The sequence below is a fragment of the Pedobacter sp. GW821-FHT01D05 genome, from assembly GCF_059422505.1.
Genome location: NZ_JBWKXA010000003.1, coordinates 537512 through 553807, shown reverse-complemented (window position 1 = coordinate 553807; position 16296 = coordinate 537512). Strand labels below are relative to the sequence as shown.

Below are 16296 nucleotides of genomic sequence, written 5' to 3'. Positions count from 1 at the left end.
TTTTTGTTGGATAATAATTTCTGTTAAAATTAGTTAAATATCTTATAATAGCGTCGCTAATTGTTACTTTTATCCCTTAAAATTTATAGAGTGCTCTGCGTGAGGAAAGCTTATTGCCTATTTGTTTTCAGCTTTATTTATAGCATTTCGTTTGCACAGAACGTGGCTGTGGTAAACGGTAAAACAATAAGTACCAAAGAATTTATGTGGGCATACAAAAAAAGCCATAACGGGAGCGTTAGTGCGGCCTACGATACTTTACAAGCCTATTTAAACTTGTATATAAATTTTAAGCTTAAAGTTTTAGATGCCCGCGAGATAGGATTGGATAAAAATGCCAGTTATCTGGAAGAAATCAAAACTTATGAAGACGCATTAACCACCCATAAAAAAGTTGGGGTCAGCAATAAAGACCGCGATTTTTTATTGAATGAATACCGTGAAGGGGTTTTAATGTTCAATGTTTCGGAACAAAAAATATGGAACAAAGCACAGGAAGACGAACAGGCGATAAATGAATTTTACACCAAAAACCAACAAAATTACAATAAACCTTTAAGCGAAGTTAGAGGAGAGGTAATTGCCGATTACCAACTGAGTTTAGAAGAAAAATGGCTAAAAGGCCTGAAACAAAAATATCAGATCAAAATTAATGAAAACGAGCTGAAAAAGCTTGCCAAGTTATAACCACCCTGATTTTTTTGACCATAAGTATTAAATTTGCAAAATATAACAAATAGAATGAAGAAAGTTTTTTTAGTAGCAACCGCTTTAATTTGCCTGTTTTTAAACAGTTTCGCTCAAAAGCACACTGTAGATAAAGTTGCTGCTGTTGTAGGAAATAATATTATCCTGCTATCAGATTTAAACCAACAATATACACAATATCTTTATCAGGGCAACCAGCCTAACAACGAGATTAAATGTAAAATTTTACAACAAACCTTAACCCAAAAACTGCTTAAACAACAGGCCGAAATCGATTCGGTAATGGTTGAAGATGGTGCGGTTGATGATGAAGTAAACAAGCGTATGCGTTATAGTATGCAACGCGCAGGTGGCCAGGAACGCTTGGAACAGTTCTTAAACAAATCTGTTCTGCAGTACAAAGACGAGATCAGACCATCTGTAAAAGATGAGTTGATTGCACAGAAAATGCAACAAAAAATCACCGAAAACATTAATGTTACGCCAATGGAGGTCGAAAAATATTTCAAATCTTTGGGCGATAGCATTCCAGAGTTTAATACTGAAGTAGAAGTTGGCGAAGTGATTTTAAATCCTCAGTTAACCAGAGCAGAAAAACAAAAATTCCGCGATAAAATTGAAGCCCTTCGTTTAAGGGTTAAAAGTGGCGAAGATATGGGCGTGTTAGCTAAAACTTATTCTGAAGATCCGGGTTCTGCTGCAGATGGTGGTGACTATGGTTTTATCGACAGGAACACCATGGTTAAAGAATTTACGGCCTGGGCATTTAAACTGAAAGCAGGAGAAATTTCGCCCGTATTCGAAACAGATTATGGTTTCCACTTTTTACAGGTTTTAGAGCGAAGAGGCGAGCAGGTGCATGTTAGACATATTTTAATTATGCCTAAAACTACACCAGAAAGTTTAACCCGTTTAAAATTGCATGCTGATAGTATTTACAACAATATTATCGGTAAAAAATTAAGTTTCGCTGCTGCTGCAAACCTTTATTCTGATAATAAAGAGAGTAAATATAATGGCGGTATGATGCTTAATGCCGAAAACGTTCAGGCAAGAAGCACCTTTATTCCGGTTGATAAATTAGATCCTTCAGTGTTTTTGGTAATCGACAGTATGAAAATTGGCGGTATTTCTAAACCTGATTTATTTACTGCAGCTGATGGAAAACAAGGATACCGTATTCTATATTTAAAATCTAAAATTCCGCCTCATAAAGCAAATTTAGCGCAAGATTTCCCAAAAATCAGAGATGCCGCACAAAGTGATAAAATTAATCGTACTTTAAGCGAATGGTTTGAAAAACGTCGCGAAAACACTTACATTAAAATCGACGACGAATTTAATACCTGTGATGAATTAAAAATCTGGACCAAAACCACAGCCGCAAAATAACACCAATGCAGTATAAGAACGAAGTAGAAGCTGTTGATGCACTTCATCAATCTTTCAACAACATTATAGCTGAAATAAGCAAAGTAGTAGTTGGACAAGATGACATCATAAAATCTGTTTTAATCGCCATTTTTAGTAACGGACACTGTCTGTTGGTTGGTGTACCTGGATTAGCCAAAACTTTACTTGTACAAACGGTAGCTTCTGTTTTAGACCTCGATTTTAACCGTATCCAGTTTACACCCGATTTAATGCCAAGCGATATCATTGGCGCAGAGATTTTAGGGGAAGACAGGCACTTTAAATTTATAAAAGGGCCTGTTTTTTCTAATATTATCCTCGCTGATGAGATTAACCGTACTCCACCAAAAACTCAGGCTGCTTTGTTAGAAGCCATGCAGGAGAAATCGGTTACCGCTGCCGGGCAAACCCATATTTTACCAAAACCGTTTTTCGTTTTGGCCACTCAAAACCCTATTGAGCAGGAAGGAACTTATCCCCTACCCGAAGCTCAGTTAGATCGTTTCATGTTCAACATTCAGTTAAATTACCCTGCCTTTGCAGATGAATTGAATATTGTAAAAAACACCACAAGCAATAAAACCGTTCAACTGCAGAAAATTATCCATGCAGATGATATCCAATATTTCCAGAAACTGATCCGCGATATTCCCATTACCGATAATGTTTTGGAATATGCCGTAAAACTGGCTGCTAAAACCCGTCCCAATAGCGAGTTTGCTACTGATGCCGTTAACAAATACATCAGCTGGGGTGCTGGTCCACGTGCTTCGCAGTTTTTAGTGTTGGGCGCAAAATGCCATGCAGCTGTAACCGGAAAATATTCACCGGATATTGAAGATGTTAAAGCTGTTGCTGAGCCTATTTTACGTCACCGCATTGTGCGTAACTATCGCGCTGAAGCCGAAGGTTTATCGATCGAAAAAATTATTAAAGATTTATTGTAATTGTTAGTGGGGATTTGAAATCCCGTCTCAAGAGCTCAAGATTGCTAATTCACAGTGCAACAGGTTGATATTGCCATCTCGACCAACAGAAAGGATTAATGTCAAGAGTTAACAAATTCTTGCCTGCTTGCTATTAAAGTTATCAACTCTAGAAAGTATATTCGTATTTAAATTTTCAAAAACGAATGGACACGAGCCGCGATATACATCCAGATTTTTTAAATTTCTTAAAATTTAAAACGCCTCCCCTTATTGAGCTTTATGAAGATTTGAGAACATTTATTCTCGACATCCATTCAGAAAGTAATGAATTGCTTTACCACACACATGCCTTAACTTCAGTATATTCCATTTCTGAGAAATTAAGCGATGCATTTTGCATGATTCCAATTTATACCAATCACCTCAATCTTGGTTTTAACAAGGGTACATTAATTAACGATCCTGATGCTTTGCTACAGGGAACAGGGAAGTTAATCAGGCATATTCCCATCGAAAAAGTATCCGACTATAGAAACGATAAAGTAAAAACATTGATAAAAGCTGCTGTTGCGTTTGCTATCCAGGATATGGATAAACCAAGCAAATCATCAGGAAAAACCATTTCAAAAATAAGCAATGGAGACTCGTAATCTTACCGGCGCTATAGCTGCGCTGATGGAGGAATATAAAAAAGCAGTTGATGAACTGATTGCGGTAATTGAGCCAATCAGTCAGCAACAATTGCTCCGCATCATCGAGCCAGAAAGTTCAAATCCAGATTGCATTTCCATTCAAACAATCTTAACGCATGTTACTGCTTCGATGTTCAGTTATGCAGTTTATATCGAAAATTCTATTGGATTGAAAACATTCAGGCCTGAACGATTGCAGTTTGACCACATCACACCTTATATCACAAGGCTCCGGGAAGCGCTTAAATATAACACGGACTTTTTCACCAGAAATCCCGACATCACCATGGAAGAGTTCGATCAATCCAAAAAGATAAACACAAGGTGGGGACAGCAATACGATGTAGAACAAATGTTAGAGCATGCCATCGTTCATATTTTAAGGCATAGGCGGCAGATTAAAAATGCATTAACTCAATTTAATTCTTAAAACTAAAAAGTTGAGCGCTCAAACCAATTTCTATAACCGGTTTTCATTTTTATATCCACTGGTTGATGTTTTTCTTAAACCGCAAAAGAAAAAATTTTTCGATGAGATTAATCAACTGCCCTATGGAAACCTGCTCGAAATCGGTGTTGGTAACGGATCTCATTTCTCACTTTATAAAAGCCACAAAATTACAGGGATAGAAATTTCTACATCAATGCTCAACGCCGCTAAAAAGAATTCAATCGGCGAAATTGAGTTATTCCAAATGAATGGCGAGCAACTCGAGTTTGCAGAAAATAGTTTCGACTATGTGGTATTATCGCATATAATTGCGGTTGCAGATCAGCCTGAAAAATTACTCATGCAATGCCACCATGTTTTAAAACCAGGCGGAAAACTCTTAATGCTAAATCACTTTACACCAAATAATTGGTTGAGGCATCTAGATCATATATTCAATTTAGGTTCTGGCTTATTTCATTTAAAATCTTTATTTTACATAGAGAATATTAAAGCGATCAATCAGTTTGAACTTGAAAAAGAAATTGCTTTAAAACCATTCTCTTATTTTAAAATTCTAATTTTCACCAAACCTTGAAAAAGCACTATTGGTATATTTTCTTTGCCTTGATGATCAGCCTGTTCATATATGTGTTTTACAGGACTGATAAAACCTTGGTAAACCAGCTGATCATTCAGCTGATCTCTTTCAAAACCTACCAAAGCTTGAAACAGACCATCACAGCAAGCTTGCCATTAAACGGGCACCTGATCTATTCACTTCCTGAAGGTTTATGGGTTTTCTGCATCACCCTAACCTCGAAGGAATTTTATTTTGATCTTTTCAAAAAACGCATCAATTGTGTTTTCATTCCACTTTTATTCGTTGTAGCGCTCGAATTGTTTCAATTATTCCACATCACCAATGGCCGTTTCGACTTTTTCGATATTGGCATCTCCTTGCTTTTTTGGTTTATAGCGGCCAAAATTATTGATACGCAGCAACGTTTAGAAAATCTGTTCCATTCGTTAAATTATAATAGTGCATTTTGTTTGCTGAGTTATGGCATCATTTATCTCGCGCACGTAATCCATTAAAAATTTTATTTTAAAATTTGCAATTCACTGGAAATAAATATCTTTGCATCAAAATTTACAGAAATGCTACGTCAACTACATATCCAGCAATTAAACTTTAGCCCGTCTTGTGGCATAAAGGGCTTGGGTATTGACTTAAATTTCCTTCCCAACCCTTAACGCGGTTCTAAGTTTTAACAAACAAAACCCACATTTAAAAATCAATTTATTACGCATTTGATAAGCATTTAACCGCTTATCAAAATTAATCATATCCGTTATGGACATTTATACCACTGTAGAAGAAAAGTATCTACAGGCCATTGAAGAGTTGCACTGGGGCGAATTACCCAAGGCACTTCAGTATTTTAACGAAATTATTGTTTTCGACCCTGATTATGCAAGAGCTTATTTTCAGTTGGGCGATATTTATCAGAACCATTTTAAAGATTATAAAACCGCGGGTTATTATTACAAACGCTGCATTGAGCTGGATCATGATTTCCCCGAGGTATACAAACCCTACCTGGAACTTGTTATTACGCTTAAAATGCATAAACTGGTGAAACAGGTTGCAGAAAAGGCTTTGCTTGTACCTGGCGTTTGCGAAGCGCATATTTACGAATGTTTGGGGCTGCATGCTGAGCAACAGCAAAATTTTGCAGAAGCGGCAAACTATTTCAAAAAAGCAGAACTGTTTAATGCCGTTCAAGATGAGCAAAGCACTTTACAGGAGCACCAAAACCGTATTAAAAGCAAAATGAACAGCACAAAAGCAATGATTTACGATTTACAGGGATAAAAGGCTTTGCCTTTTATCCTTTTTAACTGGCGGGTTAATCTTAAAATACAATTCATCGGATTGCCCTTGTTATTTTAATTTTGTTACTATCTTTACCGCACAATTACAAAGTATAAATTTTTAAATCAAAAATATTCGATATGTCAGCTCACGATTCACACGCACCGGTTCAGCAAACAAAAGGCATTTGGGCTTTGCCATTAACGGCATGGATTCTGGTTTTATTGTTGGTTGTTTATTTCACCAGACCAATCTTCAACCATGAAGAAGCATCTGCTCATCATGAAAAAACTGAAGCAGCGCACGAAAAACCAGAAGCACACCACTAGGATTTTCCAGTTATAAAAGCATAAAAAAAGCGTTCAGGTTTAAAAATCTGAACGCTTTTTTTATGCCTATTTATTTTTGGTTATTTGAGCTGGCCCATGATGTTCGGAAAATCGGTAATGATGCCGTCTACCCCAAGGCTCATAAAATAATTTACTTCCTTTACCGTATTAACCGTCCATGGGATAATTTTAATACCCATTTCGTGGCAGCGGTCTACCAAACCCTTACCAACCAAAACCGAATAAGGACTGTAAATAGTCGGTTTAAAACCTAATTTCTCAATATAATCTTCAAAAGGTTCTTTTTCATCAATTAATAATGAGGTTTGTATTTTGGGATATTTCTCGTGCAGGTATTGCAGCGTACGCATATCAAACGATTCGATAATCACTCTTTTGGCAAGTTTTTTCGAATTAATTACATCCATAATCAGCTCTACAAACTCTGCAGGCTCGGGATGAAATTCGTTATCGCCTTTTTTAATCGTTTTGGTTTCGATGCTATATACTGGTTTAGCGAGTTTATGTTCTTTAACATAAGCCTCAACCGCATCTATCGTTTCAGAAAGCAGTGGTTTGTAAGCTTTAAACTTCATCTGCCCGGGAAAGCGGTTATGGACTTTGCTGCCTACATCAAACTTTTTAATCTCCTCATAATCCATCTTGTAGATGTTATAATTCTTTTGGTCTTTTAGCGTAATCGGCTTTCCGTTGGGAAGTAAGGAAATCTCGTTATTGAAATAGGGTTCTTGCGAAAGCACCACTTGTTTATCTTTCGAAATCACGGCATCCATTTCTAAAGTGGTTACGCCTAAATCTATAGCTTTTAACATTCCTTCAATGGTATTTTCGGGCATGATACCGCGTGCACCGGCTTTACCCTGTACATCGAATTTCTTCTTTTGGGCAGAAACGTTTAAGAAAAGTAAAATGAGCGTAGAGAGGAGAAGTAACTTTTTGTGCATGAATTTTAAACGTAAAATGTATAGTTTTATTTGTGGTAATAATTTTTGGAGCGCAAAAACAGTGCTTTGATTTAATGATCGTTCCCGCTTTCCACTATATCCTTTCCGCTGGGCTACAAGGATGTCGTTTCAAGCGTTTGGAAATAAAAAAAGGGCTTCTTTTTATGGAGAGCCCTCTTTAATTCACATTTGTTATTTATCTTTCTGCTGGTACAAAGGCTTGTACAATTAAGTTCCAGCTTGCGTCAGCTCCCTTTTCATAAACGAAAACATAATTAAAACTTTCGCGTAAATCGGCCTTGTAATCAATGGTAGCAACACCATAGGTATAAGCCAAATCGCTGCCGATTGCCTTATCAACACCTGTTGTTTTCAAATTAATTTTGCTGATCATTCCATTATAAAATGCAATAATCTTTCCTTTTCCATCAATGGCCTCGTTACCTGGAAAAAGCAAACGTGCATCGCTGGTCAAAAACCCTCCAAATGCCGCAATTCCATGCGTTTTTAACAAAGTATTTAAAGTTTTCTCAGTGGTTAAGATAATTTCTTTCCCAGCCTTAATTTCTTTTTCATTTAAGAACTTTGGTGCAACATGATCCTTAGGTTCAATAAACTGTGGGCTAACTTTAGCCAAAGGTTTATTACTCTCTGTTCCTAAATCAATGGCTAATTTCCATCTGCCGTTTTCTGGTTTCCAGATCGATAGGTATTGACCGTATTTTTTCTCTGAAGTACCAACTTCATATGGGCCAGTAGTGAAACCTAAATCGCCACTACGCGATACTTTCGCCAGGTTTGGCGTCCATGTTACATCGTTCTCAGCGTTTGCCTTAGCCGCGTAAAAAGTTTTAGCATTAACCGGGTTTGGCCTGAACACTAAAGTGCTCGTTGATGAATAGTCTATAAAAGCTTCTTTATCTCCATTTTTGGCAATTGACTTAGCAAAATCCTTCTCAGCATTTACTAGAGATTTGGTTGTTCCATCGCTTTTTTGGGCAAAAGCACCTAAGGCTAAAAGCGAAGCTATTGCAGTTGAAAATAATTGTTTCATTATTAATTAATATAATATTGTTTGGCGAATATAAAATTTTCTTTGATGTATGGCCTTAAAAGTAATTAACAATTACACATTAAGGCCACTTATTTTTCTCTATAAATGGTTTCTAAAACAGTTTGCCCGGTGGCCTTCAACGTATTTTTATCAATATTGGCCAAGTTATCCAATTGCGTGTGCCAATTGATATAAAAACCACTGTTATCATTGTAATGGATAATATCGATAGAAGGAACACCTGCTTTGTTCATCCAAAAATGATCATCAACTAATTTTCCGCTCGGAATTTTCGTAAAGTAAGAAGCATAGCCAATTTCATTACCAATGTCCCAAACCTGGTTTACGACGTTTGGAGCAGCCTGACGTGAGATTTCATCCTGTGTAAACTGTGCGCTACCACCACCAACCATATCGAGATTAATGCCGTATAAAGCTTTATATCCTGTTGCCGTTGCTTTTTTAGCCCAGTATTGAGAGCCTAAACACCAGGTAGTTTCATCGGGTGTTTCATCATTGGCCTTGCCATAATCTTCTAGATCCCACAATACAAAATCAACTCCAACATTAGGCTGTTTTTGCTGGATCTGACGGGCCATTTCCAAAATCACGGCCACCCCACTCGCGCCATCATTTGCCGCATCGAAAGGTTTCGCATGATTTGCAGGATCAGTATCCTGATCAGAAAATGGACGGGCATCCCAGTGGGCAGTAATTAAAACCCTGTTCTTTTTATCTGGATTAAAAGCCGCAACAATATTTTTCAGCTGAAAACTTTTCCCATCATAAGTTTGCGTTTTCTCGCCCTGGATACTTACAACAGCACCGAACGACTTTAATTTTGCCACCAAATAATCTGCACATTTTTGGTGCGCTGCTGTTCCGGGAATCCGTGGCCCAAAATCTACCTGAGCTTTAGTGTAGGCATAAGCACTATCGGCATTAAAATCCGGAGAGGCTAAACGCAGTGCATTTTCTCCATTTTCATCAGCATTTTGGTTTGTTTTATTCTGACATGCCTGAAATGCGATTAATGCGAATAAAGGCAATATTAAAAGTTTTTTATTCATTGTTTAATGTAACGGAAAATTGTTTAAAGTAGTGTGATTATCTCTCATCCCCCTGCCCCCTTCAAAGGGGGACGAATTAATTGCTAGAGAATAGTCCATTCCCCCTTTGAAGGGGGCAGGGGATGACCCCGCAAAAAATCTTTCAATTCAAAGGATCCGGGGATGATCTTGCTCCCATTCTACAATATATTGTTGAATTGTTTTATCCACATTCCCGATATCATTCATGACCTCATCATCGCTAAACCTCAGGACATGAAAACCCAATGCATTCAGAATAAGTTCATGAGCTTTATCTTTTTCAAATTGACCTTCCCATTCATGTGAAAGTCCATCAACCTCGATAACCAATTTTAAATCTTTTGAGAAAAAATCTGCAATATAATTTGCGATCGGTCGCTGTCTTAAGAAAGAATATCCCAGCATTTTTTTATTCCTCAACAATTCACACCACATTCTTATCTCTGCTTTTGTACTATCATTTCGATGGCCTCTAGCATAAGTTTTTAATTTAGAATTGTAGCTGTTGTTATCCATTGCGTTTTAAATCTTTTCTTAGAAGTAAAAAGTCGAAAAATGAATATAGCAAACAATTTGCTGTTTATTCATCTTTAAAATTAAATGTGATCTTCTTCATCCTCCTGCCCCCTTCAAAGGGGGACAGATTCCCCGATAATTCAAATGCATAGGATTTATTTCCGAATAGCTAACTCTTCTTATGAATGACAGGGGATGGTATAATAAAGTGTTGTCTACGAAAGAATATAATCCACAATCGCCTCGCAGTGGATTTTAGTGGTATCAAATACGGGAATATCAAAATCAGCTTGACTAATGAGCATGGGAATTTCGGTACATCCCAAAATTACCCCCTCAGCTCCTTCCTTGATCAGATCATTAATTATCTGGATATACTGTGCCCTGGTTTCTTCCAATATCACCCCTCTACCCAGTTCTTCTTTAAGTGTAAACTGTATATAATCACGGGTTTCTTTCTTTGAAGGCACTAAAACATGTAACCCATGGTCTTCAAGCTTTTTAATATAAAAGTCCTTTTCCATGGTAAATACGGTACCCAGGAGCCCTATATTTTTAATTCCAGTAGCATTTATGGCTTTAGCCGTTTCGGTACCGATATGAATAATCGGTAATGCAATCTTTTCCTGAAGCTGATCGGCAAAAAGATGAGCAGTATTGGCACATAACACAATGGCTTCTACACCACTGCGCTTTAAACTTTCGCAAGCATTGAGCAAAAGATCAAACGATCCTTCCCAGGTTTTATCCTGAACATCGCCAAAATTAAGGGAGTAAATTAAACATTCAGCGAAATTTAACCCGCCCAAACGCCCATTTACGCCCTCATTTATAAAACGGTAATAATCTATTGTCGATACCCAGCTAATGCCACCTACTAAACCAATTTTTCTCATTCTTAAAATCGACTTATGACTTTGGACTAGAGACGACTAATTAAGATTTACTCCAGGTAGTTCCCTCTTTGCCGTCTTTAAGCTGGATTCCCAACTCTTGCAAGCCAATACGGATACGATCGGAAGTGGCATAATCTTTATTCGCTTTCGCCTCAGTCCTTAAGTTAATCACCATATCCAGAACGCCATTTAAGTCGTTACCCCCGGCATCTTCATCTTTCAGGCCTAATATATCAAATACGAAATCGTTAACCAGTTGCTTTAACTTTTCTAATGCTTCTGCCGAGATTTTACCTTTACCATCGTAAACGGTATTGATAATCCTTACCGCTTCAAACAGTTCGGCAATCAAAATCGGACTGTTAAAATCGTCATTCATCGCATGGATGCATTTTTCTTTCAAAGCATCAATATCGAAATCGTTCTGTTCAGAAACCGTTAATTTATCTAATAAACCAATAGCGGCCATTAAGCGGCGGAATCCTTTTTCCGAAGCATCTAAAGCTTCATTCGAGAAATCCAATGTACTGCGGTAGTGTGCCTGCAACATGAAAAACTTAACCGTCATCGGGCTGAAGCCTTTTTTCAATAAAGCGTGATCGCCCGTAAATAACTCTAAAGGAAGAAAACCGTTGCCGGCCGATTTAGACATCCGCGTACCATTTACCGTAAGCATATTGGTATGCATCCAATAATGTGCAGGCTGTTTATGGCTGCAGGCCTCAGACTGTGCAATTTCGTTGGTATGGTGCGTTGCCGCCAAATCCATTCCACCACCGTGAATATCAAATTCAGCACCCAAATATTTAGCGCTCATGGCCGAACATTCAATATGCCAGCCCGGAAAACCCATGCCCCAAGGCGATTGCCATTGCATCAGGGTTTCTGGTTTCGCTTTTATCCAAAGGGCAAAATCCAGCCTGCCGCGTTTCTCATCCTGTCCACCCAGTTCGCGGGTATTGTTCAGCATGTCTTCGAGATTGCGGTTGGTTAAAATGGTATAATTGTATTCCTTGCTATATTTTTCTACATCAAAGTACACATTGCCATCAACCTCGTAACCGTAACCATTGGCAATTATGATCTTGATCATTTCGATCTGTTCGATAATGTGGCCTGTAGCGGTAGGTTCGATACTTGGCGGCAGCGTGTTGAACATGCGCATTACATCATGGAAACCTAAAGTGTACTTCTGCACAATTTCCATCGGCTCAAGCTGCTCTAATTTTGCACGTTTTGCAAACTTATCGTCGCCCTCATCCCTATCGCCTTCTAAGTGACCTGCATCTGTAATGTTACGTACATAACGCACTTTATAACCAGCATACTTAAGGTACCTAAAAATTAAATCGAAAGATATAAATGTGCGGCAATTGCCCAAGTGCACATCACTATAAACAGTAGGACCGCAGACATACATCCCAACATTAGGTGCATTTAAGGGTTGGAAAAGTTCTTTTTTGCGCGAAAGCGTATTATAAAGCTGTAAGCCAGTATTCATATTGCAAATGTAATATTAAGTTAGAAAGTTAAAATGATTTAATGATGGAATGTTGTCGGTTGCCCCGCTTATGATTTTTCTTTAACATTTATCCGTGCTGTCAGATGTTACCCTCTGACGGTAAACAAAATTTTAATCATTAAAATTGTAATATCAATTTTTCCCAACTATTAGAAAAGGTGCATTACTGCTCATCGGTTAGGGCAGTCCCTCTTTCCGCTGTAGCTTCGCCGAAGAGGCTCAGGCTGCCGCTTCAATAGGGTTTAGATTGGACATTCCTGTGCTTTTGGCTTGGAAAACGGGTAACTTGCGAAGTCTGCCCAGCCTCTGCCTTGTGAGGCTTCGCAAGTTGATCTGGCAAGCGGTGTGCTGTCAGAGGTTACCATCTGACGGTAAAAACAAAATTTAATCCTTAATTTTAGCTTCATCTATCAAAACATCAGCAAAAAATGGTTCAGGTCAGAGAAATTTCTGAAAAAGATGCCGAAAGCGTAGCCACACTTTCTACACAACTGGGTTACGAAAGCGACATCAGGCAAACATCAGCCCGGATTAAAAGCATAAATGACAGTAACGAAAACTGTGCATTTGTTGCTTTAATTGATGACGAAGTAGTAGGCTGGATTCATGGTTTTTATACCTTAAGGATAGAATCTGATCCATTCGTCGAAATTGGAGGCTTAATTGTGGATGAAAATTACCGAAACCTAAAAATCGGGAAGCAGTTGATTGAAAATGTAGACCTTTGGGCTAAAAAGCATCAAGTAAAAAAACTAAAGGTAAGGTGTAACATCAAACGCACCGAAAGCCACAAATTTTATGAACGCATTGGCTTTAAGGAGAATAAACGGCAGGTCGCTTTTGAAATAGACCTTTAGACCGCTATCAAGGGCTTGCACCGGCTATCTAAGTTGCCCCACAGTTAACCTAATAACTAGTTTTAACAATTAACCCATCAATTATTACAACCTTCAAACATTTCTGCATTGTAACATTTCAATCCTATTCATTAACTTTGTACCATGATTGATTTACCGGTAGTACCTGCTGTAACTGAAGTAAAACGTAAACCAGATTGGTTACGTGTAAAATTACCCGTTGGTAAAGAATATGCACAAGTTCGCAGTTTAGTAGACACGCACAAGCTCCATACCATCTGCGAAAGCGGAAATTGTCCTAATATGGGCGAATGTTGGGGTGCAGGCACGGCAACCTTCATGATTTTGGGCAACATCTGCACCCGTAGCTGTTCTTTCTGTGCTGTAGCCACAGGCCGCCCTTTGGCTGTTGATGTTGACGAGCCTAACCGCATTGCCGATTCGGTAAGATTAATGGGCGTTAAACATTGCGTAATTACTTCGGTAGATCGCGATGATTTAAAAGACGGCGGCTCAATCATCTGGGCAGAAACCCTGCAGGCTATCCGCAGAGAAAGTCCAATTACCACTTTAGAAACCCTAATCCCCGATTTCAAAGGTCAGTGGGATAATTTATACCGCGTATTGGAAGAAAGACCGGAAGTGGTTTCGCACAATATGGAAACGGTTAAGCGTTTAACCAAACAAGTGCGGATCCAGGCTAAATACGACAGAAGTTTAGAGGCTTTAAAAAGAATTTCTGAATTTGGTTTAAGAACAAAAACAGGCATTATGCTTGGCTTAGGCGAAACTGAAGAAGATATTTTCGAAGCTATGGACGATTTAGTTGCCAATGGCGTACATATCCTAACCTTAGGACAATACTTACAACCAACGCGCAACCACCACCCTGTTGTAGATTGGATCCATCCGGATACTTTCGCAATGTATAAAGAAGCTGGTTTAGCAAAAGGTTTGAAGTATGTAGAAAGCGGTCCGCTGGTACGTTCATCTTACCATGCAGAAAAACACCTTTTTCCTATTGAAGGAATTGCATAATTCACTGTTATAAGAAAGGATTTAAAATATTTTTAATCGTACTCCTCTGCGGAATTCTTTTGCAAAACATTTTTTTGCTTTTACTGTTCTGTATTGTATCTTAGTAACCAATAGTGACTGCATTAAAAAAATTAACCCTAACTGAGCCTGAACTAGTTCAAGCACTGCAATCGAAAGATCCTGCGGTTCTAAAAACACTGTACAGCATGTATTCGTCAGCACTTTATGGCGTTATTTCGCGCATTATCACCCATACAGAGCTTGCTGAAGATGTACTACAAGAAACTTTTGTGAAAATCTGGCAATCTGCTGCACACTATGACAATACTAAAGGACGTTTGTTTACGTGGATGATGAACATTGCCCGCAATTTATCAATCGACAAACTACGTTCTAAAGACTTTAAGAATTCACTCAAAAACCAAGATATAGAAAATAACGTAAGTTTCGTTGATGAACAAAACAAGGTAACGTTTAATCCTGATATTCTTGGAGTTAAGCAACTTGTAGATAACCTTAAGCCGGATTTACAAGCAGTTCTTGATTTAGTTTATTACAAGGGTTTCACCCATGTGGAAGCCGCAGAAAAGTTAGATCTGCCATTAGGTACGGTGAAAACCCGGATCCGGTTGGCTATTATTGAATTGAGAAGGAATTTTAATTGAGCGTGGAAAATTTAAAAGCATATATCGAATCTGGAGTACTTGAGCTGTACGTTTTAGGTGATTTATCACCTGAAGAAGCGTTGCAGGTTGAGGAAATGGCATCTCAATACCCCGAGGTAAGAGATGAAATAGCTGCCATTGAGCAAGCTATGGAGCAATATGCTATGCAAAATGCTGTAGAGCCATCTGCAGATGTAGAAACAAGATTATTCGAAAAGTTGGGGTTAAGTGAAGTTGAAGAGCATGTGAATGTTCAACCCGAACCAATTTATACGGAAGAACCAAAAATTATACGTTTAGATGGAAGTGATGCTAGAGTAAGAACTTTACGTTACGCCTTAGTTGCTTGTATAGCTTTATTGGTAGTAAGTACCGCAGCATTGTTTATTACCTATAACAAGCTAAATGCTGCACACGACCAAATTGCGAGTTTAAATCTGGATAAACAAAAATTTGCTGGCGTAGTAAGCAAGTTAGAGTTCGAAAACCAGGGTTTAGATAATATGGCTGCAATGGCCGACAGTAAAGAATGGGCAACCATCAGAATGGCTGGTCAGGCTTTTAGCCCGAGCTCTAAAATGAAAGTTTACTGGAATAAGAAAGATAAAAGTGTGTTGATTAACTATGTAGCAATGGATTTACCTAAAACTGATGCCGCACATCAATATCAGCTATGGGCTTTGGTAAATGGCAAACCGGTAAGTTTAGGTGTATTCGGCAAAACGGATTCGACTAATAACGAGGCCTTGGTAAAAATGCAGACCATTCAGGAAGCACAGGCTTTTGCAGTAACTATAGAGCCTATGGGCGGAAGTGTTAATCCAACAATGGATAAATTAACCGTAATGGGCGGTGTTTAAACAAAAAATATTAAATCAATACATTAAATCCCAACATTGAGAAATGCTGGGATTTTTTGTTTTTACAACATTAATTTCTCATTGATGTTTATATTAGAAAATGAACAGTTCCAGCTCCGTAGGTGCTACAGTCCCGTTATACACTCCAATCTTTTTATTGCAAATTCAATACGTCAGGCTATACGTTTAGTCTAATCCATTTTAAGCAACAAAAAGGATTTCCGTTACTACCGGGTTTAGGAACAATGGGGCTATGGGTTTTGACTTTTCAACTGCCCCTTATAGGGGCAATGGTTTTGCGCCCTGCAGCCCTAAATTAGGATGAATGGCCGTGCCGCCTAAACCTGACAGCAGCGAACACCGAACGCAGAGAGGTAAAGCGAATGGCAGGACTACCTAAGCCCAAATGCTGCTGCAATTGCTTTCCAAAAAACGGATAAATATTTCTGCTG

General features: G+C 38.3%; 19 protein-coding genes. 13 read left to right on the top strand and 6 right to left on the bottom strand.

All coding sequences use genetic code 11. The annotated features are described in order from the left end of the window. Positions 1–99: 99 nt before the first annotated feature. The 9 genes from AC07VK_RS14565 to AC07VK_RS14525 all read left to right on the top strand — a co-directional run bounded on the left by AC07VK_RS14565 (position 100) and on the right by AC07VK_RS14525 (position 6380). Complete coding sequence (locus AC07VK_RS14565) at positions 100–687, top strand: hypothetical protein (protein ID WP_492961333.1); 588 nt, start codon at positions 100–102, stop codon at positions 685–687. A 54-nt stretch (positions 688–741) separates the two neighbouring features. Further along, the gene (locus tag AC07VK_RS14560) at positions 742–2100 is read left to right on the top strand and encodes a peptidylprolyl isomerase (protein ID WP_492952784.1); all 1359 of its coding nucleotides are present in this window, start codon (positions 742–744) and stop codon (positions 2098–2100) included. Between the two features lie 5 nt (positions 2101–2105). Further along, a complete protein-coding gene (locus AC07VK_RS14555) occupies positions 2106–3068 on the top strand; it encodes an AAA family ATPase (protein WP_492961331.1) in 963 nt (320 codons plus the stop codon). A 185-nt stretch (positions 3069–3253) separates the two neighbouring features. Then, complete coding sequence (locus AC07VK_RS14550) at positions 3254–3700, top strand: DUF1801 domain-containing protein (RefSeq protein WP_492961329.1); 447 nt, start codon at positions 3254–3256, stop codon at positions 3698–3700. Then, positions 3687–4172, top strand: coding sequence for a DinB family protein (locus AC07VK_RS14545; RefSeq protein ID WP_492961327.1), 486 nt, complete (start codon positions 3687–3689; stop codon positions 4170–4172). Before AC07VK_RS14550 ends, AC07VK_RS14545 begins: the two co-directional genes overlap by 14 nt. 10 nt (positions 4173–4182) lie before the next feature. After that, a complete protein-coding gene (locus tag AC07VK_RS14540; RefSeq protein WP_492961325.1) occupies positions 4183–4770 on the top strand; it encodes a class I SAM-dependent methyltransferase in 588 nt (195 codons plus the stop codon). Continuing rightward, positions 4767–5270 carry a hypothetical protein gene (locus AC07VK_RS14535; RefSeq protein ID WP_492961323.1) on the top strand — a complete coding sequence of 168 codons (504 nt, stop codon included), beginning with the start codon at positions 4767–4769 and terminating at the stop codon, positions 5268–5270. The genes AC07VK_RS14540 and AC07VK_RS14535 overlap by 4 nt, the downstream gene beginning before the upstream one ends. A 259-nt stretch (positions 5271–5529) precedes the next feature. Further along, complete coding sequence (locus AC07VK_RS14530) at positions 5530–6051, top strand: hypothetical protein (protein ID WP_492952779.1); 522 nt, start codon at positions 5530–5532, stop codon at positions 6049–6051. A gap of 140 nt (positions 6052–6191) precedes the next feature. Continuing rightward, positions 6192–6380, top strand: a complete 189-nt coding sequence (locus tag AC07VK_RS14525; RefSeq protein ID WP_086549118.1) for a hypothetical protein — start codon at positions 6192–6194, stop codon at positions 6378–6380. A gap of 80 nt (positions 6381–6460) precedes the next feature. Here AC07VK_RS14525 and AC07VK_RS14520 read toward each other — a convergent pair whose 3' ends face one another. The 6 genes from AC07VK_RS14520 to cysS form a co-directional block, all read right to left on the bottom strand. After that, entirely contained in the window at positions 6461–7345 is an 885-nt protein-coding gene (locus AC07VK_RS14520; RefSeq protein ID WP_492961321.1) for a glycerophosphodiester phosphodiesterase family protein, read from the bottom strand. A 196-nt stretch (positions 7346–7541) separates the two neighbouring features. Continuing rightward, the gene (locus tag AC07VK_RS14515; protein WP_492961319.1) at positions 7542–8399 is read right to left on the bottom strand and encodes a nuclear transport factor 2 family protein; all 858 of its coding nucleotides are present in this window, start codon (positions 8397–8399) and stop codon (positions 7542–7544) included. An 89-nt stretch (positions 8400–8488) separates the two neighbouring features. Next, positions 8489–9469 carry a M28 family peptidase gene (locus AC07VK_RS14510; protein WP_492961317.1) on the bottom strand — a complete coding sequence of 327 codons (981 nt, stop codon included), beginning with the start codon at positions 9467–9469 and terminating at the stop codon, positions 8489–8491. Between the two features lie 147 nt (positions 9470–9616). Next, positions 9617–10006 (bottom strand): endonuclease domain-containing protein, encoded by a 390-nt coding sequence (locus AC07VK_RS14505; RefSeq protein ID WP_492961315.1) that lies wholly within the window; start codon positions 10004–10006, stop codon positions 9617–9619. A 215-nt stretch (positions 10007–10221) separates the two neighbouring features. Beyond that, on the bottom strand, positions 10222–10902 hold the full coding sequence (locus tag AC07VK_RS14500; RefSeq protein WP_492961313.1) for an aspartate/glutamate racemase family protein: 681 nt from the start codon (positions 10900–10902) through the stop codon (positions 10222–10224). A 40-nt stretch (positions 10903–10942) separates the two neighbouring features. Further along, positions 10943–12403, bottom strand: coding sequence for a cysteine--tRNA ligase (cysS, locus tag AC07VK_RS14495; protein ID WP_492952773.1), 1461 nt, complete (start codon positions 12401–12403; stop codon positions 10943–10945). Positions 12404–12852: 449 nt separating this feature from the next. Between cysS and AC07VK_RS14490 the strand changes: the two genes are divergently transcribed. The 4 genes from AC07VK_RS14490 to AC07VK_RS14475 all read left to right on the top strand — a co-directional run bounded on the left by AC07VK_RS14490 (position 12853) and on the right by AC07VK_RS14475 (position 15844). Continuing rightward, positions 12853–13281, top strand: a complete 429-nt coding sequence (locus tag AC07VK_RS14490; RefSeq protein ID WP_492961311.1) for a GNAT family N-acetyltransferase — start codon at positions 12853–12855, stop codon at positions 13279–13281. A 144-nt stretch (positions 13282–13425) separates the two neighbouring features. Continuing rightward, complete coding sequence (lipA, locus tag AC07VK_RS14485; protein ID WP_029278501.1) at positions 13426–14319, top strand: lipoyl synthase; 894 nt, start codon at positions 13426–13428, stop codon at positions 14317–14319. A gap of 113 nt (positions 14320–14432) precedes the next feature. Beyond that, positions 14433–14984, top strand: a complete 552-nt coding sequence (locus AC07VK_RS14480) for an RNA polymerase sigma factor (RefSeq protein ID WP_057931209.1) — start codon at positions 14433–14435, stop codon at positions 14982–14984. A gap of 2 nt (positions 14985–14986) precedes the next feature. Continuing rightward, positions 14987–15844, top strand: a complete 858-nt coding sequence (locus AC07VK_RS14475) for an anti-sigma factor (RefSeq protein WP_492952771.1) — start codon at positions 14987–14989, stop codon at positions 15842–15844. Positions 15845–16296: the final 452 nt, after the last annotated feature.